Origin of the sequence: Spirosoma agri (assembly GCF_010747415.1) — a bacterium.
Taxonomy (GTDB): domain Bacteria; phylum Bacteroidota; class Bacteroidia; order Cytophagales; family Spirosomataceae; genus Spirosoma; species Spirosoma agri.
This window is the reverse complement of the sequence record NZ_JAAGNZ010000001.1, coordinates 3,434,304-3,457,905: the sequence shown is the minus strand read 5'-3', so window position 1 is coordinate 3,457,905 and position 23,602 is coordinate 3,434,304. Positions and strand designations below refer to the sequence as shown.

Here is a 23,602-nt window from a genome sequence, read left to right as displayed (position 1 = left end):
CCGGACCTTTTACTCAATTCGACACACTAAATACCCAGCGGACCACCCAGCGTCACGTCGGCATCAGACCCATGCAGGGGCTGGCGACTCGCGTGATGGCTTCCCGGATGTTGATCTTCTTCCTCTTTGGCGCGCGAGTTCACGAAAGACTGAGCCAGCACGGTCAATTTATGATCCGTTGCTTTTTCCTCCTCCAGCGTCTGCGCGAGCAACTCTGCCGACTGGGTAAAATCCAGCACGTTCGCCAGCGTGAGGAGCGAACCATAAATAGCAATTTCGTAGTGCTCTATCTTCTGGGCCGCAATAATCAGGGCCGCGTCCCGCGTCAGTGAACCCGCTTCTGTTTCCGAAATCACAGCTTTAGCATCACTGATCAGCCCGTCGATAGCCCCAGACGCATGTTCTTCGGTCTGTATACCGATTATTCTGAAAATTTCTTCCAGCCGTTCAACCTGAATGCGGCTCTCGTCCTCATGTTGCAAAAAGGCAGCTTGCACTTCATTGGTTGTGCTGGCATCCGCCTGATCGACCAATGCGTTGACTGCCCGCTTTTCTACGTGATAGACTCGCTTTAATTCGCTGATGAACAGATCGCGTAACCCTTCGTCGGCCGACGAGTCATTGCCGCTGAAAAAACTTCCTATTCTATCTGCCAACGATGCCATGACCTTTTACTAAGTTGAAAATGAATAACTGTAGGATAAACCATACCTATTCCGAATTGTTCGCGCCCATTTAGCTAGCGCATACTCACACCCTCGCGCAGAATCTGCACCCAGCCTTTGAGCACTTGCGGGGCCGCATCCCGATCCAGCACCGCGTACCGGACGCTCACCTGATAATAGTACAACCCCGTGGGTAAATCGGCCCCATTGGTCGTCTTTCCATTCCAGGCCAGCGTTGGACTGGTTCCTTCATACACCTTGCTGCCATAGCGATTGAAGACGATCAGCGCAACGCTTTCCACAAAGCGGGGACACGCCAAAGGAACGAACAGATCGTTCTTTCCATCGCCGTTGGGCGTGAATACGTTGGGCAGCACAAAGGCCGGACAGGCATCATTGCAGACCCGGTTCGAAGGCAGGCTTTCCACCCCCGATCGACTCACCGCCGTCACGTAATAGCAACCCGCTACTGTCGTCAGATTCGTATGGTCGAAGGTGGTCGTTGGTGCCGGAATGCTGGCCAGTACGGCGGGCGTATCCTGGCTGTAGCGCCCGTAGTACAGTTTATAGCCGACCACGTTCGGATCGCAGGTTGGGCCAGTGGTCAGCGTCCAGCGCAGTTTGTTGGTAAAACTGACCTGACCACATAGGCTCTCACTGCTCAGGTTCGCGCAGTTCAGACTGTCCAGCCTTAGCTGGGGAGCGCACGGCTTAGTCGTGTCGCTGGGTGTTGCGCACAGAACCTGACTGTAATTTTCGATCGGAGCCAGACCCGCCAGTTTCGGATCGGCATATTGGCCACGGGTCATCACCCGGTAACAGTAGCTGCTGTCGGCGGTAAGGATACGGCTCGTGTTGCCATCGGCCAGAAAGGTGTCATTACCCGTATCGGTGAACACATACGTCTGCGGCCCCTGCACCCGTACCTCGGCAATTTTGTTGAACGGGCCAGTGGGCCCTGATCGGCTTCGGTAGATGTCATGCGTTCGGTTATCGTTACTCCAGGGCGTGTTTGCCTGCCAGCTCAACGCAACCTGTCGCTGGCTGGGGGTAGCCGCCAGTCGAACGCTGGAAGCCGGGTCGGTCACATCCAATCGGGTAAATTGACCGTTGGTGCCGGTATAATAAAACTCCACCCGATACCGATACGCATTGGCCGTCGTATTCAACGCACTCACGGAACTGCCTCGGTCGATATAGACCGTGTCGGCCACCCCGGCCTGTAGTGTTGTATTGATCGTAGCAATGTTCACAAAGTCAGTACCTGCCAGCCCCGTTGCCCGCTGGAGCCGGTATTGGTACGGAGCCCCCAGATCACCGGGTGTAAGCCCGATTGGCCGGGTCCAGCGAACGGTGATCCGACCCCGCTGCGTATCCGTGCTATCGACGGTAACCTGGGTCATCACCGGAGCCAGCAGCGGTAGTTCGAGACAGGCTTCGGTGGAAGCAACGCTGAGTCCTCCGTTGTTGCCGATGCCGGGATTACGGGCCACGATCCGATACGAATAGCTGACACCCCGTCGGAGCGCGCTTGTATCCACGTAACTGGTGGCCGTGTAGGGAATGCTGGCAATTTGCTGATAGCCAAAACTTGGGTCAAGGCCCGTAACGCATGGCTGAATGTCAACAGTAGTGCACCCTTCCTTCCGGTAAACAATGAGTTTAGTCGTGTCAAGCCCCGCTCCCGTATTCACAATTCGTCCGCAGCTGTAGGCCGTCCAGTTGAGTTGAATGGCTCGCCCGGCAACAGTAGCCGTTGGTCGGGCGGTCAGATTTTTTACGGATGGCGCATAGAGCCGGATGCGTAATGTGGCAAACGACACGAGCGAAACTGTGCCCCGGCCCGGCGGCACATCGTTCACCTTGAGCGTAATGTCATACGGTTCCTCACGGGCCTGATTGCAGTTGGTTTGCCAGGAGAAGGTAACCGTCGCTGGCTGAGCCAGGGAAACACCTCCATTAATGAGTCTGGCGTACTCGGGTGGAATGCGAAGATCGGCGGGTAGCGGAAGCCCATCGCTATTAATGTTAAACGGCCCGCCGTAGCCCCGGATAATGACCCGTTGTCCATCGGGGTCGGTAGCCGTGATCGCCTGCTGAATCAGGGTGCCCGCTTCGACGCAGATTTCGGCCCCGGCAATGAGTGGTCGTTTGTTGGGTTGATCGACAACGGTAAGCTGCATGTCGCGGATGATTTCCCCGATGAGTACCCCGTTTCGCCATTCCTCAATGATAAAGGCAAAGTTGAACTGACCGGCCTGCCCCGGCGCATCCCAGCACAGATCGCCCGTTACGGGGTCGATCGTGAACGTGTCCGGGGTGCCGCCGTCTTCCCGCGCGCTACTAAACTGGGTAGGATCGAGATAAGCCGGAATGATCCGGCTGCGACAACTGTTGATAAAGCCTTGCTGAGGTTGGTATAATCGATAAGCCAGACTGTCGCCATCCACATCGAACGCGGCTGGATTATGGCAAAACTTCTGCCCAACGCGGGCTGAATCCAGTGGGGGATTGAGCATAACCGGCGTTGAGTTCACCTGCAAAGCCGCATTGATCAGAATGGTCGTTGAGACGTAAAAGGAAATGTCATCCGAATCAGCGGCAGGGGGCAGATTGAGCGTTCCTTCGTTGCGATTGACGATCTGCGCACCAATGACATAAGCACCCGGTCCCGCGTAGGTGTGAATGACTGTATAGGAATTGACCGAAGACGTGTTTCCGTTGATAAACGTTCGGCCAGACCTGAGCACCACTTCACTCGTGCCATCGCCAAAGCAAATCGGATTGTCGCGGGCCGATAGGGACGCATCCCTTCCTTTGGGGCTTTCGTCGTAATACGCCGTGAGCGTAATGAGATAGGTCAACGAGGAGCCGGGAAGCCGTCGGGTTGTGATTTCACCGGCCCGTACGTGTGTAGCCTGGCTGACCGTTGGCTTAAGCAGTGCGCCCAGGCAAAGAGCAAGTAGTCCAATGATGTAGACGAGACGCATAGAGTTATTGCATTTCCTTTACAACGCATTGAACCAGAAAACATATATCTATTTTTTTGCCGCGAAATTGCCGGGACCGGCAGGGTACGTAAAGATTCTATCTACCGGCCTGACCGATGCCGATAAACGGGTGATCGGCAGTTCCCGGTCACCCGTTTTAATCAAGGCTGGTCACTCGTTCTTGCGTAAGAAAATATTGTTGCTGATGGATTCCAGATGGACACTGGGGCCTCCGCCGTTCGTCGTTCCTTCCAGCAGGTAACCGACAATGGGGTGCTTTTCCTTCTTGTTCTTGAAGTCGATAGCCAGGTCCGAGTAGACTTCGCCCGTTATCGTTTTCACCGAGAGGTTAGCGCCTTGCCCGGTGGGCCAGGTCATATCGACAAAGCCGCTGATCGTTTTGGCAAATACGGCGGCTGTTGCGCCCCGAATGTCGATGTTACCGTTGATCGATTCAACGCTCAGTTGCGCCTTTTTGGGTAGATAAACCTGGTAATTGATCTCGCTGCATACGTAATAACGCTGGCCGTTGCGTTCTGTTTGCCAGGTTGAGTGGGTGCCGGGACAGTCTTCGGCTTTGCCCTGTTTCAGTAGGTCATTATCGAAATCGGTTTTGACGCTGACTTCCTGATCGGTCGAGCCGGTCGTAACCAGCAGTGCATCGTTCAGACGTCCTCCGTTAACGGTGGCGGCTATACGCACCGAGATCTCCGATTTGTCCCAATAGCGTATCTGGATGCTGTCGGCGAATTTCAGGTTCAGATTTACCCGTTGATTTGGTGCGACCGCCAGCGTTTTCTGAATGATTTTCTGGGCAAGGGTTGGGCTAACGAAGAACCCGGTCAGGAAGAGATACACGAGTAGTTTCATGGCGATAAGAAGGGTAGGAGTTGATCACTTTTGTTTACGGATATAGATATTGCTGTTAATCGTTTTGAGTTGCATTTCAACGCCACCGCCATTCGCGGTTCCTTCAATGTTCTGACCACCGCCTACTTTCGACATCCCGTCTTTGGTCGTTTTCATGCCCAGATCAAAATCAGTGTACATCTCACCACTGATCGACCGGAGCTGCATGTTCGCTTTGGAACTAGCTGGAAGCGTAATATCGATTGGTCCACTGATGGTCGATATGGCGGTGGGCTTATCCTGGCTGAGAGCCGAAAAAACCACTTTTATTTCTCCGCTTGTTGTGTTGGCAACAACGGGTCCCGTTACGTTCGTGAGATCGATGTCTGCGTTGAGCGTACGCACTTCGAGATCGCCGTCCATATTGCTGATCTTGATGTCAGACCCGCCCTGCCAGTTCGTCTGCGAAAACAGGATGGCTACTTTTCGGGGCAATCGAACCGTATACTTTACCGATTTGCGGGTCGCTTTTTCGATCTTGAGTCCGTTGCCTTCGGTCGTTACGGCCAGGCCGATGCCCGAGTTATCGACTGCGTTATTGTAGAGAGGCTTCAGCCCTTTGGCGCGTTCGGGGGGGGCCTCGAAGCCCGACGTGGCCTGGATGATGACCTCGTCGCTGTTGTGCCCTTCGATTCTAATATCGGCGGCTGCCATCTCAATGGTCACTTTTCGATCTTTGGCATTGGCCAGTTTTGTCTTGAATTCCTGAGCCTGGGCAGTAGTCATACCCCAAACAATACCGGCACTCAGCAGGAGCAACTTTTTCATAATCTGATTGGAACGAAGTAAAAAATGAGTTTTCTGTAACGTGGGTAGAAACCCGTGAAAGCTGATTAAACGATAGTTCGATATGGGTTCACCTATGGAGGACAAAGCCAGTGGCAACTCGTGATCGCTGACAAGAGATGCAGGTTTCCACCCGCGTTACAACTACGCCCTGTTTGTGGACTTACTCAGGACGGCGCATTACTGGTTTTATTGAGTCGATTGATGCCTTCTTCAGCTCTGGTGCGAACAACATCCAGCACGTTCTGATTCTGGACAAGCCGCTGGATTTCGTCTACAGCGCGTTTTTCTTTGATCGAAACCAGCACGTCGATCAGTGTCAACTGAACATTCGGGTCGGTCTGAATCGCAAGCGATTGAATCAGCGCTTCCCGTACCTCCGGCTCGTTTTCGAAGCGCGTTAATGCCTGACAGGCGGCTAGCCGCACGTTGACATTGGCGTCGAAGTTCAGCGTATTGATCAGCAACTGCGTAATGGCGCGGTCAACCTGCGTCAGTTCGTAGCTCTGGTTCACTGCCTGAATCCGTTCGCTGGCCGACGTTTTCGGCATCCGTTCAAACGCCAGCACTTTCTTCATTTCGCTGGCGGGTGCTACGTCACCATCTGCCGATGCAACGGGTTGGTTTTTGGTCCCGCCCGCTTGCCGGTGATCGTAAAGTCGTCCGCCCAAAAAGCCCAGTAGCAACAACGCGACACTGGCGGCTATGCGCGTGGTCCAGCTGGTGAGCCTCCGGAGGCCGGTTGGTTCGGAAGCGCTCAGTGTTGCCGCCAGACGGTTCGAGAAGGCCATGGACGGGTGCTGCGTCCGGGCTTCGGTGAAGAAGCGAAACTGGGCCGCGTGGCTCATCAGATGGGCCGGTACGGTGTCCTGCTGAAAGAAATCACGCAGCTGTTTCTCTTCCGCCAGTGTCGTTTCTCCTTTGTAGTATTTCTCGAGTAAAGCATCAATGTCCAGCTTCATAATCGTTGACTTTTAAGTAATTGTCCCGCAGGCGTTGACGTGCCCGCGACAGAATTACGCGAATATTATTGACGCTAAGGCCGGTTACCTGTTCGATTTCTTCGAACGAATACTCCTCCACATCGCGCAGATGAAGAATGAATTTCTGCTGTTCCGGCAGTTCGTCCATCAGGCGTTTGATTAGTACCGCACTGTCGGTTAGCTCGGTTTGCCGATACGGGGAGACCGTTTCGGCCTGTACCGTCAGTAAACCGGAGTCGTCCGATAATTTCTGCCTGAGGGGAGATTTTAACCGGTCCAGACACAGATTTTTGGTCATCTGAACAGCCAGCGCTTCCACACTATGGTACGCATCCAGCTGTTGGCGGTTGGTCCAGAGCCTTAGCAACACATCCTGCATGGCGTCTTCGGCTTCTTCGCGATTGCGCAGAAACAGACTCGCCAGCCGAAAAAGACGGCCCTGAACGGGCAGGATGCGTTGTTTGAAGGCTTGTAAATCCATGTCATTGACAAAGACGAGAAAGGCGGCAAAACATTACAGATCATCCGACATTTTTTGAAAATATATAGCAGCCAGAATCGGTTCGTGAAGGAGATATACGCGGATAGTTCACGTTTATACACGTTCCTGCTTATCTTCGTTACATCGTCCCTTTTTTCGATAACTACTTATCTACGTATTGTCGCACTGATTATCGTCTTGTTAGCTGTATTTCCCATGAGCGTAAGATTTTCCCTGCTGTATGTGACTGTATGCCTGTTCGTGAGCCAGACCGCCGTTGCCCAGTCTGTCAATGTGGCCGTTACCGTCGATGCGACAACCACGGGCTACCGGGTCAATGAGGATTTTGTCGGCTTCAGTATGGAGCAATACACACTGTCGACAGGCTATTGGGGAAGGCTGGGGAGCTTCTGGACGGGTGGGACAAATGGCAATGCCCGGCTCAAAAATCTGCTGGCTAACATCAGTAACCATTCCGTAATTCGGCTGGGTGGGTTTACCGCCGACGACCGGATGGTCTGGCAAAATGCTCCGCGCGGTACCAGCACCAACGTTCGGGCAACGTATTCGGACGATACCGACAAGTTTTTTACGTTTCTGGCGGAGATCGGGTGGAAGGGAATTTATACCATCAACCTGCCGATCAACACGCCCGCCAATGCCGTTTCCGAAGCCACCTACATCATGAACAAGTACAGCGCCCAGCTGCACAGCCTGAGTCTGGGCAATGAGCCTTACCTGTACGCGGGCGTTTTTCGGTCAACGGGGTATACGCCGGATAGCTGCATGATTAAGGATTACCTGCCCATGTACGACGCGATCAAAGCCGCGAACCCGGCGATACCCATCAGCGGGCTCGATTGCGGAGCCCGGAAATATTACGGAGCCATGAATCAGCGGTGGAACGATGTCTACACCAACGCGATCAATAATTCGGGTAGTAGTCGGCCACTGGCCGCGCTGAACGTGCATAGTTATGGACTGGGCAATAATTCGAATACGCTGTCGCGGGATGCTGCGGCCGATACGCTCCTGAATTTTAATAACGCCCCGCTGACGTTCAAAGCCAGCCTGTTGCCCTACGTAACTCAACTGGCCCAGGCTAAGAATACGCCCCTGCGCTTTTCGGAAACGAGCAGTGCCGCTACCGGAACCGCCGACACAACGAATGTATCGCACACCTACGTAAGCGCGCTCTGGGCCTTACAGTACCTGTACACACTAGCCGCTAGTGGCGTGAACGGGGTCAATTTCCATTCGTCGGGCTCGAGTGTGTATTCGGCTATCGACTGGGGACCAAGTGCGTCGATTTCTGCCTACAAAATTGCGCCCATTTATTACGGAATACTGGCGTTTGTCGATGGGGCCAAAAATCAGCGATTGCTCACGGTTACGCCGTCCGGATCAACCACCAGTCCCCGCGCGAGTTATTTTGCCACCAGTTCAGATGACGGCAAGACCCTCAACATTACGCTGATCAACAAAGACGTCGCCAACACGATCAGTACCACGGTGACGATTCCGGACGTGACGATCAGCAAGGCCAGTTCGCAGACCCTCCGTCCGACAACCAGCCGGTACGATTACGCAGCGAATACCTACTACGCCAACGCCCAGGTTGCCGCCAATGGCACGTTTACGAAGGGTACGCCAACGCCGGTTTCGCTCACCGGTTCGGCTGGCTTTGCGGTATCGCTGGCCCCCATGACCGCAACGGTCGTGACGGTAGAAACCAGCTCCCAACGCATGTACACGCTCAAGACCGGCAACTGGACAGACCCTGCCGTGTGGTCGGGAAACCGCGTTCCGAACAGCAGCGACGTACTGGAACTGAAACACACGGTAACGATTCCGGCCAACAGCACTGTCTACGGGCTTCGGGTCGTCTATGCCACCGGTATCAAGTTGCAGTACGGTCAGAATGCCCAGCTAAAGTTAAGTCTGTAAACAGGAATCAGTTGCGGATCGGTTCATGTATCTACCCTCGTCAATACCAGTATGAAGTTCATAGTCAGTTGTTTCGCGTTGTCGGTGTTGTGGCTACAGGGAATGGCGCAATCGATCACTGTGTCGGTGAAGGTTGATGCCGCTACGGTCGGTTACCGGGTCAATGACGATTTTGTTGGGTTTAGTCTGGAACAGAAAACCCTGACGACGGATGGGGGCGGGGGATCGACATTGGGTAATTTCTACGTGGCTTCGGCAACCGCGCTGACTCGATTTCGTAACATACTGACGAACATCAGTCCCAGCTCGATCATCCGGGTTGGCGGCAACACGTCCGACCAGATGAGCTGGACAGCCAGTGCCCGAGGCAGTAGCACCGATGTTAATAAACTCTTTACGTCGGATATTGATAAGCTGTTCGGGTTCTTGCCGACTGTTGGTAATGGCTGGAAAAGCATTTACACGATAAACTTCGCTAAAGACAGCGCGAACTACGCGGGTAATGCGGTTGTCGAAGCGGCTTCGGAGGCCAGTTACGTGTATTCAACCTATGGCGGCCTAGTAAAAAGCATCAGCATCGGCAATGAACCCATGGCGTATGTTGTCAACAACTATCGAAACCCTTACAATCCGACGCTCTACGTTGCCAATTATTTACCGGTCTTCGATGCCATCAAGAGCGCCAATTCCGCCATTCCTGTCAGTGGGGGCGACATTGGCCGACGGACCGAATACAACACCTGGAACGGCGGGTATTTGCAGAAGATGAACAACGTACCGTCAACGTCGCCGTTTCGACCGATTGATTCGTTCAATATCCATGCGTACCCGTTCCGCGCCGATGAACTGACCGGCACCCCCGAACAATCGATCGATGCGCTGCTCAGCTCGCTGTCGCCAAATAGCACGTTTCAGACTCATCTTAGTTATTTAGCTATGCTGGCAGCCAGTTATTCGGCACCGCTTCGTCTGTCAGAAACCAATACCATTGCCGGTGGGACCGTGGCGACTGTGTCGAACAGTTTCGCTACGGCTATCTGGGCGCTCGACTACCTGTACACATTGGCGAACTATAAGGCGGAGGGTGCCAACTTTCACAGTGGCGGCAACAGCGCTAGCTACGCGCCTATTTACCGGGTCAGCACCGCCAACGGAGTCTACGCCATCGGCGCCATTTACTACGGCTTACTGGCCTTTACCGACGGAGCCCGAAACCAACGAATGCTGACCGTTACCCCGCCGAACTCCGCCACCAATCCGAGAGCCAGCTATTACGCCACCACCAGCGACGACGGAAAAACGGTGAAGATAACTATCATCAACAAAGACTTCACCAACGGGATCAATGCCGGTGTGAGCGTCCCCGGTATCAACATCAACACAGCCAGTTACCAGGTTCTACGGCCCCAAACGAACATGTACGATGTGGCTACGGCTACCTACTACGCCAATGCGCAGGTGGCCACCGACGGGAGTTTTACCAAAGGGACTGCTGTGCCGCTTGCCGTAACGAACGCGACCGGTTTCAGCGTTCCGGTAGCCCCCATGACCGCCGTGGTTGTGACGCTGACAACCGATGCACCGCCACTCTATACGGTCAAAACGGGTAGCTGGACTGATGCGTCGATCTGGTCGCAGAACCGGTTGCCGACGGCGCTCGATGTGGTGGTGTTGAAGCATACCGTATCGATTCCGGCCAGTGCCGTGGTCCAGGCAAGACGAGTCGTTTACAATGCGGCTAACCAGTTGCAGCAGGGTCGGGGCGCACAATTGAAGCTGGGCCTGTAGATGGGATGTCGGTTGCTAAAGGCTGATCTTACAGTTTACAGAAAGCATTTGACATAGGACTTGTTACGTCTAGACTTGTAGGCGTTCTCTGAAGATAAGCAGGGTTTTAGTTAGTGATTGCTCGCAATCAAAAGCGTTATAATTACGAAGTAATTCTGCTTGCTTATGTTTTAATTCTTCGGGAGGAATCGTCCAGAAATATGCATTATACATGTACTCTTGAAACAGGCGCAGAGAGGAATTACCCCAGGTTTTCATAGCAGCCTTATCGTCAATTTGGAGAACATAATCGCCAACTAGATTGAGGATGGTAATAAGCTCATGCATCAAGTCGGGACTGTTTGCTTCCAGATTATCGAAATCGATCTGGTCTATCTGTTTGGAAATTCTGTCAATATCATATATATAGACAGAGGTAGGCTTATTAGAATGTCCATGCTCCATTATCAGTGAAGCCCAACGATGCACATTGTCTGAGTCAAATAAGGGCAGTGATGATGTCAGGACCGCTTCAATAGGTTGTTGGAAGGTGCCGAACGTAATAATGTTCTGGTACTCGTCTATCCACAATTTATCGTTACCGCTATCGGTAGAATCGGCTCCCCAGACGCTGTACAGCTGTGCACCCTCCAATCGGAAACCGATTACCCACTTGTTGTGTGCCACATTGATCTCTTCCAGTTCCATATGTTGGCTTGATAAAATTAGCTATTAATAAGCATTGATTAGTTTCTATCGTCTCTAAAACTGAACGATTAGAAGCTAGGTGCGACAGACACGAACGAAATTTCGAAACGAGAAAAGCAAATTCTACTTTTTCTGTCAATGCCAAAACTGGTTTTGACTAACGACTTCCAAGATAATGTGAATCATAAATGGCTGCGTTTTGTGAATGAATCATCGGGACAATTAGCTTGTATTTTTCTGTCATCCCGACGGCAGGAGGGAGCTTTGGCGAAGAGCATCTTTTAGTGCGTCACTGAAGGTACCTCCTGCCGTCGGGATGACAGAATATGGAATTGGTTATCAAAAAAATAACAGCTACTGTTGTTCTAATTTATGTTACGATCAGCAAAAAAAATGTAGGTATCTATTATACCGGCGAAAAACTTCGGCGAAACTCCTGTTAACAACTACGCGATTTAAAAACGATATAGGGTCAATTTCTGGATACCACATTCCCCGACTGGGATGCGAATGTGTCGTCCCTGATGGTCCTGATCGCCGTTCATCCGACGACCCGGTTTCCAGTTGCCATCCACGTAAGTACCCTCGTCCAATTGCAAAATACCCGCGTTCGGGGTCTGGGGTCGATCGGAGAAACAGGTAATCACAATGCCTGATCCGGCAATTGTAAACTCATCAGGACCCGTCTGGATGATCAATCCGCCCGTCATCGGCCATTCCTCGTCCTTCGCTTTCGGCGACCAGCCCAGGGTGTAATCATGCTTGCAGATAAACGTATAGCCGCCCAGTCGAACAGTGTCGCTGGTCGCTTTTCTGTCGAAAAGTACACCATTCATCACCCCTTTTCCCTGATGTTCAAGAATGGTAGAACTGAGTTGGGCCAGCACGTTATAGCTTTTAGCGATCGGATCGTCAGCGGGTTTGTCCGTCGACTCAATCGAGAAGGGCGAAAAACCCATGCCCTGGTAATGACCGATGGCGTAAAAAACCTTGGCGGCATCGGAAGGTTCAAAACGAATCTCGGGAATAAACAGCGGATTGTCGGGGCGGGTGTACAGATCGTTCCAGTACTTGAAATCTGGATTGTAAAAGTCCGGCGACAGGAAATCCAGCGTGGGTGCGCCCGCTTTCCAGATGTCGATGATATGCGGCAGTGGTCCACCACTCGGGTAATCACCGGGTTTGACATTCGGACGATTCAGAGCCGCGTTCACAAACATGGGAATCGGGTAGATCGCCTTGCCCGCCTGGGTTACTTTGTCTGTGTACTGAGCCAGATACCAGGCGATGAACAGCTCGTCGGTAGCCAGACTTTTGCCAAATACCGTTTCCCAGTTGCCACTTGTTTTGGTGCCATTCGCTTGCCAGGTCGTCCGCATGGCTGGGGCAAGCGACGCTTTGTGGGTCTGTAAATGCTGGATGAGTGATTTAGGGACGGGTTGTTCAAAAGCTGCATTTGCCAGTGCAGAATGGTCGCGGGCTTCGGGCAGCATACCGATTTCGTTTTCAACCTGAACCATGATCACCGTTTGCTGCCGCTCGTCGACCTCGCGAATGTGTCGCATCAGGGCACTGAACGCTTTCACGTCGGCATTGAGGCTGTTGGTGCCAAAGGGCGTGAGGATTTCAACGGCTTTCCCGGCCTTCGTTTGCACCCTGGGGAATCGTTTCGTGTCCGTTTTTACCCAGGCCGGTACGTAGCACGACATGCTGTTTTTCCAGCTACCAAACCATAGCAAAACGAGCTTGATCTGGTGCTTTCAGGCATCTTTGAGTAGCGCATCGACCAGCGTATAATCGAATGTACCTTCCTGCGGTTCCAGCAATTCCCAATAGATGGGAGCCAGCACAGTGTTCACGTGCATCTGCTGTAACTTCGGCCAGATGGGCTGCATATAGTCCATGTCCGAAGCACTGGAATTGCCCAGTTTCCCACCCAGTATCAAAAAGGGTCTTCCCTGTACGATTAACTGAGCGGTTGACCCTTGCTTTCGCAGGTGAGGAATCTGGGCAAAAGCCGATACTGAAAGGATAAGTAGACAGAACGAAAGGTAGCGATTAAGCATACATGGATTGGTATGAAAGTTTTGTATGGTGCGTACTGGGGTGGTGCAGCATTCCGACGCTGGTTTGGGACCAGATTCTTCGATTACCAGCCGTAAAGCCGTACCAGTCTTGGCTCAATTGACATCGAAAGGTAAGGATATGCATTGTAAAGTTTTCAGTACGGTGGTCGCATGGCAATCGGTTGCATAACAATTTTTTCTAAAAAAAATTTAATCTCCTGTTTTTTGTATTATTGCAGAATCGATGGTCTCAGGATGCATCTGGCGGTTAGGTTAGGATATAACTCAGCTAAAATCTAAGTCGATAGTTGCCATAAGCCGGATACTTTTTGCGGCTAGTTCCAAAATTCAATGGATTGCAGGAGTAACTCCTTAGTCCGGTCAGGCTTCCCCGTTCGATTCGTGACAAGAGCAAAATGTGTTCCCATACCCTTATCGATAGACATGAAAAAAGCAATGTATTTTCTGACGATCACGGCTCTGGTTAGTGTCAGGGCACTGGGGCAGGGGCGACCGCCGGAACCTGATTCGGCCAGACGCGCCTTTATGGCTGCTCAGGCGATTATTCAGAAAGAGTCGGCAGCAGACCATGCCAAGATGTTGGAACAGTTGCACATTACTGCACTGCGGCCTGGCCCGTCGGGTGATCCGAAAGCGCCCAATGCGGCTAACGTCGATGAGTCGCAGGCAACGCCCTACACCAGCCTGCCCGATCCCCTGACGCTGAAAAACGGTAAGAAAGTAACGACCGCCAAGCAGTGGTGGAACGAGCGTCGTCCCGAAATCGTGGAGGATTTCGACCGGGAAGTCTACGGTCGGGTCCCGAAGAATGTTCCGAAGGTTACGTGGAAGGTGGTCAGCGAAACCAAAGAGATGAACGGTGAATTTCCCGTCATTACCAAAAATCTGGTGGGTCACGTCGATAACTCGGCTTATCCGTCGATCAACGTTGATATTGAGTTGACCCTCTCGACTCCTGCCAATGCGACCAGTGCGGTGCCCGTCATGATGAGTTATGGTTTCCGCTTCCCGGCTGGTTTTCGGATGCCAACGGCCACCGCAGCGACTTCGGGAACCGCAACACAAGCCGCCAAACCTGAACCTACCTGGCAGCAGCAGCTCCTGGCCAAGGGGTGGGGGTATGCTATTCTGTATCCCACCAGCTATCAGGCTGACAACGGAGCCGGTCTGACAAAAGGTATCATCGGACTGGTCAACAAAGGACAGCCGCGCAAACCCGACGACTGGGGAGCGTTGCGGGCCTGGGCGTGGGGAGCCAGCCGGGCGGTGGATTATTTTGAAACCGACAAAGCCGTAAACGCTAAAAAGGTGGGGATCGAAGGATTGTCCCGCTACGGCAAAGCGACGATCGTGACGATGGCCTACGAACCCCGTTTCGCCATTGCGTTCGTTGGTTCATCGGGTGAAGGGGGCGTTAAGATTCACCGTCGTAAGTTCGGTGAGCAGGTCGAGAACGTAGCCTCTTCCGCTGAGTATCATTGGATGGCGGGTAATTTTATCAAATATGCCGGCCCATTGACACCCAATGACTTACCCGTCGATGCGCATGAGCTAGTCGCTTTATGTGCACCACGACCGGTTTTTATCAGTTCGGGCTCCCCCGCTGTAGAAGGTAACTGGGTCGATGCAAAAGGCATGTTTCTGGGCGGAGCCTACGCGGGGCCTGTCTATAAACTGCTGGGCAAAAAAGATATGGGAACTATGACGTTTCCGTCCATTGAGACGGCCCTTGTCGATGGTGACATTGCGTTTCGCCAGCACAGTGGCGGGCACACGACCGGCCCGAACTGGCCAACTTTTTTACGGTATGCAGACCGCTATTTTAACTAATCCCTTTTATGTTTATCTCGACTAAAATTAGTCTTGCCGCCCTCATGCTGATCGGTGGTGCTGTTGAAACAGGCATTTGCCAGACCACCGCCACGAAACGTGATCCTGCGAACCCCAAACCGCTGGTGACCGACATCTACACAGCAGATCCATCGGCCCACGTGTTCAACGGGAAAATTTACATCTACCCATCGCACGACATTGAAGCCAACGTGCCGCAAGACGACGAAGGCGGCCATTTCAACATGCGGGACTACCACGTCTTTTCGATGGACAACATCAATGGCAAGGTGACCGACCACGGTGTCGCACTGGACGTGAAAGATGTTCCGTGGGCAGGTCGGCAGATGTGGGCACCGGATGCCGCGTACAAAAACGGTACGTATTACCTGTACTTTCCGGTCAAGGACAAGGAGGATATCTTCCGGATCGGCGTCGCGACCAGCAAATCGCCAACGGGTCCGTTCAAGGCCGAACCGGCTCCGATTCCCGGCAGCTACAGCATCGACCCGGCGGTTTTTACGGATACCGATGGCAAAACATACATGTACTTCGGTGGTATCTGGGGCGGACAGCTTCAGCGCTGGCATACCGGCAAATATGACAAAAGCTCGAATACGGATCTGAAAAAAGACAACGAGCCCGCCCTGAGTGCCAAGGTCGTTCGGATGAGCAAAGACATGCTCACCTTCGATGAGCCGGTCAAAGACGTGACGATTGTTGATAAAGACGGTAAACCGTTGCTTGGTGGTGACCACGACCGACGCTTTTTTGAAGGAGCCTGGATGCACAAATACAAGGACAAGTATTATTTCTCGTACTCGACCGGCGATACGCACTTTCTGGCCTATGCCACCAGTAACTCGCCCTATGGCCCGTTCACGTACCAGGGAACCTTCATGAAACCCGTGACGGGCTGGACCACCCACCATTCCATCATTGAGCTGAACGGGAAATGGTACATTTTCTATCACGACGTTGAGCTAACCGGGCAAACGCACCTGCGGAACATCAAAGTGCGCGAGCTGAAGCGGAAAGCCGATGGGTCGATCGAGCTGATCACACCCTGATCGGTTTATCGTTACAGGTAGTTTCGCCCATCGTACCGATGCTCCGTGTGGGGCTTACCGGTGCGATGGGCGAAATGGTTTTATCGCTCTTTCCGGTAAATAGATCAGTAAAACTATGGTCGATTAGTTCTTGTCCGCCGGATAAAGCACTAGTTGTGCCTTATTACTAAGCTGAAATCGGCGCAATGGAAATGCCTATAAATTGGCAGATCAGTGGCGATAACGTAGCTAAAATTTGTTTTATACCCTCGAAAAAACCTGGAGAACCTTGTACGGCTAAGTGGACCCCTGAACGAGTTACTGACCAATCCACCGTTGATGGCTGGCTAGTGGATCAACGAGAAAACAAACTCAATCGGTTGCTCGTTTATTGGATAAACTAACAAGTAATTTCCTGTGAATCAACTTGCAACGACCCTCAATCCGTATCTCTTCTTCGGTGGTAGTTGCCGGGAGGCCATGACGTTTTATCAGCGTGTTTTCGGCGGTAAGCTGTCCATGTCCAATTTTGGGGACGGGCCCGACGACGCTCATCAGGACCCCAAAGCCAACAGTGAAGCGGTAAAGTCGAAAATTATGCACGCCCGGCTCGATGGCGATATTGTCCTGTTGGCGAGTGATAATCCGCACGGTACTGAGGCTAAAAACACAGGTCAGTTTAGTTTATCGCTCGAAGGCTCCGACGGAGATCGGTTAACCGGGTATTTTGAAAAGCTCGCTCAACAAGGTCAAATTACGGCACCGCTGATCAAGCAGTTCTGGGGGGATCATTTTGGTATGGTAATCGACCAGTACGGAGTAAACTGGATGGTTACTATCAGGAATGAAAAGACCTAGTTCGGGCTGTACCGTGGCTAGTCCATAACCGCTTAATTACCCGTACGGAACTGCGTTTTTTCGGCCAGTTCAATATCTTTGGCCACATCGAGGCGGAGCTTCTCCCAGTGGAAGCGGAGCTTATTATTTTCTGCCCAGGTATGGCCTTTCTGCTCGGTCAGATGAACCAGCGGCATGTCCCTGTAAAGTGGCCGGGTGATGGCAACGACTTCATCCCAATAGTGAAGGGCTGCTTTCAGATGCTGAATAGCCTGCTGTTTCTGGGTTTTGGTACCGTTGGTACGATAGGTCTGCAACGCTACGGCAGCTTCCAGTTTTTCGGCAAAATGCAGCCCCAGATTCGCCCAGACCGTTACGTCGGCAACTTCGTACTGCAACGACCGATTGGCCGATACCTTAATCGGCTGCACGAGTGTAAGAGCTTTCTGGCAGTCTTGCCTGAGCAGAGCAGCCAATAGGGGTGGTGTGATTTTGTTCGCGCCAAACGATCCGCCAGCGGATACCGTTTTGACGTAGTCAACGACGGATACGTAGTTCGGGTCTAACGTGGGTTGCGTGATCTGCTGGTTTACGGAAATGTAGGATACGTTTTTGGCCGCGTCAAAGGCCATCATCCCCTCACTGTACAGCGAAAAATCCCACGTGAAATCGAAGGCGGAAGCCAGCCGTAAAGGTGTTGACGATGCCAGCGCATACGCTTCCAGTAAAGTTGCCGCTGCGGGGCCGTAGCGCCGAACGAATTCGGCCTGAAAAAGGGCATCTGGCGTGGTCGGGTTATACAGCAAGCGACCCCACAGTTTGTAAAAGAGCCACTGCCGTTCAAAGGCAAATTTCCAGTTGACGGGCGCACCGGGTGTGGTGAAGTAATCGTTGGCCGGAATGTACGTTTCCGAGCCCAGAAAGTAGCCGCCTACGTACGACTGGTTATTGGCCGCAATGTGCGCGCGGACGAAACTGGGAACGCCCCACCGCAGGCAGAAAAAATCTTCGTTACGAACCGTCCAGGTAATTTTGTACGCTGTTGGATCGGGTTTAAAATAGGTGTCGTACAGTTTCCCACCGTGGACTTTCACCAGCGTCGGTGTTGAGTGACCGTGTGACCAGTTGTATTTCAGATCCGCCCAGACTGGCCCTTCGATAAAATCCAGTGCTTCTTCCTGCTCGATGGACTTGCGGGTCAGCTTCTCGGTTTCGACACTGGTGACGCCTAACGAGCCGGTTGTACTGGAAAACGGAATCCGGTGGATGAGCTTCGTTTTGCGACCGGCCTGTCGCATGCCGTCGATGATCGTAGCCTTCATCCAGTCTTCGCGCTGCTGGGGTGACATGCCGCCCATCGCTTCGCCCAGCGTTAGCCCAAAACCAGTCAGTTCGGGGTACTCTTGAAGCACCTGCGTAACGCACTCCCGCGTGTACCGCTTGACAATGGCCGATGTGTCGCCATCAATAAAATGGAGGTGCTCCAGATTGTTCAGCCTGGGATTTACGTTGTAGGCTTTGGCGAATTCGGAACTGGTGAAAATATTAAACGGCACCAGGTAGGTCTCAATCGCCCGCTCCTCGGCCATCTTGAACAGGGTGTGGAAAAGCGTCTGCCATTCCTTCAGCTGCCGGTCGTCGAACGGGGTTGCGGCCGGAAAATTCGCGGGTCTGATCATGAACGTGTACGGATGCAGATTCCACAAGCTCAAGGCATTGAACCGATTGGCAACCATCATGTCCAGAAATGCTTTCCAGTACAGCGTGTCGCGGCAGGTATCGTAATGCAAATCGAGCGCGTAGCTGTGCCGATACGTATCCCAGGGTAGGTCGAATTTTATCGCCCGCAAGGGCAGATGCGGCTTTTCGCTTCGGGCCGCGATCGCTTTCAGAGAAATACCATTTTGCAGGTCTTCCGCCAACGAAAGTGACCCATAAATCAATCCCCGCTTATCTCCTCCGGTAATCGTAAGTTGATTCGGCTTCGGGGCAAGGACATACGATTCAGCTCCTATTTCCGTATCGACAGCCGCTAACCGAATCGTGTATTCGGCTGACCTGGCGTTAGTTATCACCGCGTATTTTTTGGCAACAAGCGCTTTTTTTAGCTGCTCTGCCGCATAGACGCTTTGCCGAGACGGCTCCATTTGCTGGATGAATACCCGTTGGGCAACACCCGTGAGAGAAGCACCAACCGAAAGGAGAAACAGAAACAGGGAATTAATTCGCATGAGGTATGCCTATTTCGGTTTCGATGAATAGCCTTTCGCGTATTTGGCTACTTCGATGAAGGGTGCTACCCAGACATCAGCCGCGTTCTGTTTCAGATAACGAACCAGTTTGTTGTGTTCGGCCAGGGCGACATTCAGTGAGTGACCACCACCCACACCATGAAACAGGAAAACGAGCAGTGAATTACTGGCCTGCGCTTTTTTTACCAGTTCGATCATCTGCTCACCCGTTTGCCCGTTGATGCCGTAAGCCCCAATGTCCGCGAAATTGAGTTCGGTAATTTTCTTCATTTCGCTCGTTGTGCCCCGGGCGGCTACGAAATTAGCCTCGACGGTTTTGTAATAATCAACGTCGCCAATTTTCGTGTCGCCACAGGGATAAGCAAAGGTGCGGGCGGTTTGACCGTCCAAGGTTTTGAGCAGAATATTGGTCATGTTGATCTCATCCGTCATGCGCTTGACGGTGTACTCACTCAGGTCGTTATTGGGGTTCACCCACTCCCGGCCCGGACGGTCACCCGCGCAGGGATGGAACAGCGTATGGTTGGCTAACTCATGCCCGTTGGCGGCCACCGATCGCCAGCGGGGAATATTATTGGCGAAGCCGGGAAAATAGCCGGATAAGTAAAAGGTGCCTTTCAGGTTGAGCGAATCCAGAACGGGAACGACGTTGTCGAGATGCACCAGCAGGGCATCATCGTAGGTGAGCGCCACGGCACATTTCTTTCCGTTCCAGACGTTCTGCGCATAAATCAGGACGGGAGAAAGTAGCAGCAGGGTAAGCAAGATAAAGCGTCGCATAGGTTGACGGATTCGGGTTTAGTAAGGGATGTAATGCGGACCTCTGGTCCGCAGGCTGTAGCTTATTCGATGCAGAGCGGGTTTAATTTTAGTTTATTCGCTGCGGACAGGATGTCCGCGTTACATGGGTGGGATACACTTATGCAGTTGCAGCCCTTGCGAGTTAACTGCTGTTACAAGCAGTATTTCTCGATTTTTACTGGTCAGCAACGCAGAAGATCGGGCATCTCCCCGAATGAGCAACCCACTTGCCATCGGACTTACGGGCTTGAAGTGACCGCGCCCATCACCCAGCAGCACAACCCCTACCGATGCATCTTCCCGACCCATGTTGACCTCGTTGGGGTAAAAATTTCCCGTCAGTACTGCGTCTAAATGGCCATCGCGGTTAAGGTCATGCACAACGATCCCAAAGACAGGGGCTGCCTGAGCAACGCGTGGTAAGGCGTGAACCACGAACGTTCCGTTCCCCTTATTTTCGATGTAAGCACTTTGTAGGTAGGTAGCCTGCGCCTGGTAGGCGTCTTTCCGCTCGTCATCCGTCAGAAGTTCATCGAACCGCACGGCGGCATAGTCGGCAAAGCGCTGGTACTTCCGCCGAAACTGAATAACCTGCTGATTCAGAGCGTCGCGCGGTATCGCCGGATAACAGACGCCGTTGATGTAATAGCCCATTAGTGGGTCCATCGTGCCGTCGTTGTTGACGTCCTTGGCGATAATCTTAACCGGTTCATCCGCCGAGGCATGGTAGAGTGTGTTCAGCCCTTCGTTACCGGCGATGTAATCCAGGTCACCATCGTGGTCGAAATCACCCTGCGCCAGACTGTTCCACCACCCCGACGTGTTCGGAATCTGGATGGGCGCGGCCTTGAACGCTCCCTTCGTATTTTTATAGAGGGTCAACGGCATCCATTCGCCCGCCAGCAGCAGGTCGGCCCAACCATCCCGGTCATAGTCCGACCAGAGCGCCGAGCAAACCAAACCCACTTGCATTAGCGATGGACAAAGCGGCTGGGTCACATCCGTAAAGCGAATCCCCTGCGGGGAGGAGTCATTGCGCAGTAGATAACTGCGGGCGGGTAGGGGATACTGGCCGGGAATCTGGCGACCACCCACAAACAGATCGAGGTCGTGGTCGTGGTCGAAATCGCACGCGACGACGCAGGAGCCGCTGCCAGACAAATCGGGTAATGCGTTGGTAGATGACAGGTTAAAGTCGCCCTTGCCGTTATTTAAATAAAGCTGGTCCTGGTATACCGCCTTTTCGGTGGCTGGCCGTTCGTTTCCACCGTAGACTACGTACAGATCCAGATCTTTGTCGCCGTCCGCGTCGAAGAATAACGCACTCGTTGCCTCCTGATCGGCCTGAGCGGGAAAGGGCCGTTTGCCAAATCCACCGCTGGCGTTTTGCCAGAACAGACAGGCGGCACTACCCCGGTAGGAACCACCCACGAAGCAGTCATCCAGCCCATCTCCGTTGACATCGCCTACGGCTAACGCAAAGCCAGACCGCGACAATAGTTTATGCATGGCAGGCGTCTGCTTAAAGTCGACAAAGTCAGATTCGCGGTGAGTGAAGTCAATCGGAAACGAACGGGTTACGTCCGAAAAGAGCGGTTTAGTCGTGGGCTTTGCGGCTGGTTGGACGGGTGCACTTACCTGCCGATAGGTTAACGTAAGCGCTTGATCGACCGGAACGTTCCGGCGGGTTTCAATGCGCCCACCCGGCCACTGGATGCGGAGCGAATCAATCTTTGTTTTTTTGCCCAAACCAAAATGAAGTGCAGATTCTACGGACGACAGATACCCGCGCACCACCGCCAATTCGCTGTATTGCAATTGACCACCCGACCACAGCGTCACGGTTGCGCCGATACCTTGTCGATTCGCTGAATCACCGGCTACGTTGACCGTCAGATAGTGTTGATCGGGGTGCTGCTCACGGCTTCGGTTCCGGTAAACAAGGGCTTCGGCATCCACATTGTTCACCACAAGGTCTAAATCGCCATCGTTGTCGAAGTCGGCGTAGGCCGCGCCATTGGCAAACGACTCGGTATTGAGACCCCACTGGCTGGAGACATCCGTAAACGAGGCATCCCCGGCATTGCGGAAGGCATAGTGCGCAAGCGGAATCTCCGGTACTTTGTCCAGTAATTCGAGCCGCTTTTTGGTGTTGTATTCGGTCGTGCCGAAGCCCGAAAAGTCTTCGTTGAAATTGATGAAATCGCGGTCGGTAACATTCTTTCGATAGCCGTTGGTGATGTACATATCCTTCCAGCCGTCATTGTCGTAATCGGCCAGGAGTGTTGCCCAACTCCAGTCGGTTTGGGCGACACCCGCCATCAGGCCAACTTCACTGAAGAGGGGGGCGTCATGGCCCCCCAGATTACCCAGGTTGAGCTGTAGCGAATTGCGCATGTACTGCATCTGATTGCCATACGGGGCCGATACGCTCATTTCTTTCCGGTCAAAATCTTGCCCATTCAGCATCATCTTGAGTCGATCATTTTCGTTCGGCAGCATATCCAGTTGCATCAGATCGGGCCGGGTGTCGTTGTTCAGATCGGCGGCATCGACGCCCATGCCGTACATACTGGTATGGGCCGTGGCCTGTTTGATCACATTCGTAAAGTGGCCGTTACCGTCGTTCAGGTAGAGAATATCACTGCTGGTAAAGTCGTTGGAGCAATATATGTCCGGACACCCATCCTTGTTAATGTCGCTGATAACCAGCCCTAAACCTAACGCGTCGTAGGTGATACCCGCTTCGGTCGATACGTCCTTAAATACCGGATGACCGGCTTTGCCAATGCCTTCGTTGCGGTAGAGTTTACCCGTGCTGGGATGCGTTCCGTCGGAGACAATCGGACGAAGGTGGGAAGGGTTCTGAAAGTCAGGCGCGGTATTGAGCAGAAAAACGTCTAGATCACCATCGAGGTCGTAATCAAAAAAGGCGGACTGGGTCGTAAACGCTGAATCGGCCAGGCCGTATTCCACTGCCTGTTCCTTAAAAACGGGTTTGCCATTTTTGAGCCCCTGATTAACAAAGAGCAGATTTTCGGTGTGCGCCAACGCCGGGTGGCTCGCTACCGAAACGTAGATGTCGGGCCACCCATCCTGGTTGATGTCAGTAACGACAACGCCCGAACACCAGCGATTCGTCGTCAACCCCGCTGATTCGGTGATGTCTTCGAAGGTGAACGCGTCGTTGGTTTGTTTTCCCTGATTCAGGTACAAGCGGCAACTGACCTGATTACCGGTAAACAACACATCCTGAAAACCGTCCCGGTTGAAATCGCCAATACCAACCCCTCCGCCGTTGTAGAAATTGGTGAAGGTGAAGCCATTCAACGGTTCGGAAGGTGTCAGCGAATTGGTAAAGGTGATGTGCGTTTTGTCGCTGGGGAGTTGCTCAAAGAGGGTAGGCGCTGGCTGCTGACAAGCCATCAGTGTGCAGGCCAGCCAACCAATCCCGATTACCCGTAACCACTTTGTTTGCATAAACGGCCCTGTTTATCATTGCATATTATA

Annotated in this window: 17 protein-coding genes; 5 read left to right on the top strand and 12 right to left on the bottom strand. The window is 52.8% G+C overall.

All coding sequences use genetic code 11. The features are described 5' to 3' along the window. Positions 1-26 precede the first annotated feature (26 nt). The 6 genes from GK091_RS14390 to GK091_RS14365 all read right to left on the bottom strand — a co-directional run bounded on the left by GK091_RS14390 (position 27) and on the right by GK091_RS14365 (position 6,814). Positions 27-665: a YciE/YciF ferroxidase family protein gene (locus GK091_RS14390; protein ID WP_164039391.1), complete on the bottom strand. Its 639-nt coding sequence runs from the start codon at positions 663-665 to the stop codon at positions 27-29. 74 nt (positions 666-739) lie between these two features. Continuing rightward, a complete protein-coding gene (locus GK091_RS14385; RefSeq protein ID WP_164039389.1) occupies positions 740-3,655 on the bottom strand; it encodes a T9SS type B sorting domain-containing protein in 2,916 nt (971 codons plus the stop codon). A gap of 171 nt (positions 3,656-3,826) precedes the next feature. After that, a complete protein-coding gene (locus GK091_RS14380) occupies positions 3,827-4,525 on the bottom strand; it encodes a DUF4097 family beta strand repeat-containing protein (protein WP_164039386.1) in 699 nt (232 codons plus the stop codon). Positions 4,526-4,549: 24 nt separating this feature from the next. Then, entirely contained in the window at positions 4,550-5,332 is a 783-nt protein-coding gene (locus GK091_RS14375; RefSeq protein ID WP_164039384.1) for a DUF4097 family beta strand repeat-containing protein, read from the bottom strand. A gap of 185 nt (positions 5,333-5,517) precedes the next feature. Further along, on the bottom strand, positions 5,518-6,312 hold the full coding sequence (locus GK091_RS14370) for a HEAT repeat domain-containing protein (RefSeq protein ID WP_164039381.1): 795 nt from the start codon (positions 6,310-6,312) through the stop codon (positions 5,518-5,520). Further along, positions 6,296-6,814 (bottom strand): RNA polymerase sigma factor, encoded by a 519-nt coding sequence (locus GK091_RS14365; protein WP_164039378.1) that lies wholly within the window; start codon positions 6,812-6,814, stop codon positions 6,296-6,298. Before GK091_RS14365 ends, GK091_RS14370 begins: the two co-directional genes overlap by 17 nt. Positions 6,815-7,030: 216 nt before the next feature. Here GK091_RS14365 and GK091_RS14360 point away from each other — a divergent pair, with 216 nt between their 5' ends. Both GK091_RS14360 and GK091_RS14355 read left to right on the top strand, forming a co-directional pair. Further along, entirely contained in the window at positions 7,031-8,761 is a 1,731-nt protein-coding gene (locus tag GK091_RS14360) for a hypothetical protein (RefSeq protein ID WP_164039375.1), read from the top strand. A gap of 51 nt (positions 8,762-8,812) precedes the next feature. After that, positions 8,813-10,549 carry a hypothetical protein gene (locus GK091_RS14355; RefSeq protein ID WP_164039369.1) on the top strand — a complete coding sequence of 579 codons (1,737 nt, stop codon included), beginning with the start codon at positions 8,813-8,815 and terminating at the stop codon, positions 10,547-10,549. Positions 10,550-10,618: 69 nt separating this feature from the next. On the opposite strand, the gene GK091_RS14350 is transcribed toward GK091_RS14355, so the two are convergent. From GK091_RS14350 to GK091_RS29430, 3 genes are all read right to left on the bottom strand, one after another. Then, positions 10,619-11,236 carry a hypothetical protein gene (locus GK091_RS14350; protein ID WP_164039364.1) on the bottom strand — a complete coding sequence of 206 codons (618 nt, stop codon included), beginning with the start codon at positions 11,234-11,236 and terminating at the stop codon, positions 10,619-10,621. Positions 11,237-11,691: 455 nt separating this feature from the next. After that, positions 11,692-12,987, bottom strand: a complete 1,296-nt coding sequence (locus GK091_RS14345; protein WP_449448589.1) for a GH35 family beta-galactosidase — start codon at positions 12,985-12,987, stop codon at positions 11,692-11,694. A 9-nt stretch (positions 12,988-12,996) separates the two neighbouring features. After that, positions 12,997-13,302, bottom strand: a complete 306-nt coding sequence (locus GK091_RS29430) for a hypothetical protein (protein ID WP_212592960.1) — start codon at positions 13,300-13,302, stop codon at positions 12,997-12,999. Between the two features lie 444 nt (positions 13,303-13,746). Between GK091_RS29430 and GK091_RS14340 the strand changes: the two genes are divergently transcribed. The 3 genes from GK091_RS14340 to GK091_RS14330 all read left to right on the top strand — a co-directional run bounded on the left by GK091_RS14340 (position 13,747) and on the right by GK091_RS14330 (position 17,060). Next, positions 13,747-15,153: a glucuronyl esterase domain-containing protein gene (locus GK091_RS14340; protein WP_164039358.1), complete on the top strand. Its 1,407-nt coding sequence runs from the start codon at positions 13,747-13,749 to the stop codon at positions 15,151-15,153. Between the two features lie 8 nt (positions 15,154-15,161). Then, a complete protein-coding gene (locus GK091_RS14335; RefSeq protein WP_164039353.1) occupies positions 15,162-16,223 on the top strand; it encodes a glycoside hydrolase family 43 protein in 1,062 nt (353 codons plus the stop codon). A 396-nt stretch (positions 16,224-16,619) separates the two neighbouring features. Further along, positions 16,620-17,060 carry a VOC family protein gene (locus GK091_RS14330; protein WP_317166303.1) on the top strand — a complete coding sequence of 147 codons (441 nt, stop codon included), beginning with the start codon at positions 16,620-16,622 and terminating at the stop codon, positions 17,058-17,060. Positions 17,061-17,092: 32 nt separating this feature from the next. Here the strand turns inward: GK091_RS14330 and GK091_RS14325 are convergent, their stop codons facing one another. The 3 genes from GK091_RS14325 to GK091_RS14315 form a co-directional block, all read right to left on the bottom strand. After that, positions 17,093-19,270 carry a glycoside hydrolase family 20 zincin-like fold domain-containing protein gene (locus tag GK091_RS14325; RefSeq protein ID WP_164039350.1) on the bottom strand — a complete coding sequence of 726 codons (2,178 nt, stop codon included), beginning with the start codon at positions 19,268-19,270 and terminating at the stop codon, positions 17,093-17,095. Positions 19,271-19,279: 9 nt separating this feature from the next. Next, on the bottom strand, positions 19,280-20,071 hold the full coding sequence (locus GK091_RS14320; RefSeq protein WP_164039345.1) for a polysaccharide deacetylase family protein: 792 nt from the start codon (positions 20,069-20,071) through the stop codon (positions 19,280-19,282). Between the two features lie 120 nt (positions 20,072-20,191). Then, positions 20,192-23,572: a VCBS repeat-containing protein gene (locus GK091_RS14315; RefSeq protein ID WP_164039342.1), complete on the bottom strand. Its 3,381-nt coding sequence runs from the start codon at positions 23,570-23,572 to the stop codon at positions 20,192-20,194. Between the last annotated feature and the right edge of the window lie 30 nt (positions 23,573-23,602).